The 702-nt window shown below is 39.5% G+C and carries 1 pseudogene; it reads left to right on the top strand.

Annotation, left to right across the window (positions count from 1 at the left end):
• Positions 1–579: 579 nt before the first annotated feature.
• A pseudogene (locus ACJ5GX_RS07550) lies at positions 580–702 on the top strand (phosphatidylserine decarboxylase); the annotation flags it as partial.

The raw sequence follows: 702 nt of genomic DNA, 5'->3' as shown, positions 1-702 counted from the left end.
ATTAAATACAACCAACAAACAATCAAATCTTTTCTTCATAATATTATTGTAGATGTAGATAAGTTAATATTCGAACATCCGAACCGTTTGAGCATAATGCCAGTCATTAATTTCATTGAGGAGAAAAACTGCAAAATAAATGGCGCCACTGTCAACTGTACCACTTTCCATTGATTCAAATTGTTCCAGTATGTGTCAAACTGTCAATGCCAAAGGTTTGTGATTGATTGGTGCATTAGGCCGCTGCTAGACACAGTCGCACCTGGCTTTATCAGCAATAATTTTTGCTTTTCTCTCCCCATTTGCTAGAGAAAGAGCTTGCGCCTAAAGTAAGAAATGTGACTGCCCCTAGGAATGGTGTATTCCCGTAGTCCCCGGTGACTGTGTCCCCGTGTGTGCATTTCCCTGGCATGGTCACCATGGAAAACCATAACTTTGAGTATGCAGAATAATTGTCGAGTAATTGTCGAAATTTGTCGGACAAAAACCAGAATTTGTCGGGACACCTTTTAGAAGTTATAACGCATTGAAAGTGACCGTGTTGGATAATCTTTACTACAGCACGGTCACCGCTGGATCGATCCAGCAAGAGCGGTACCAAACAATAAGGACTTTATATTAAGTCCTGCTGATGGTGTAATTTCAAAGATAGAAGAAGTTAGTTACTCTTTATCAGAAGAGAATGAAGAAGAAAAGAAGTTT

It is taken from the genome of Wolbachia endosymbiont of Tuta absoluta (genome assembly GCF_059414725.1).
The sequence above is the reverse complement of the archived record's forward strand: the minus strand, read 5'-3'. Positions and strand labels throughout refer to the sequence as shown.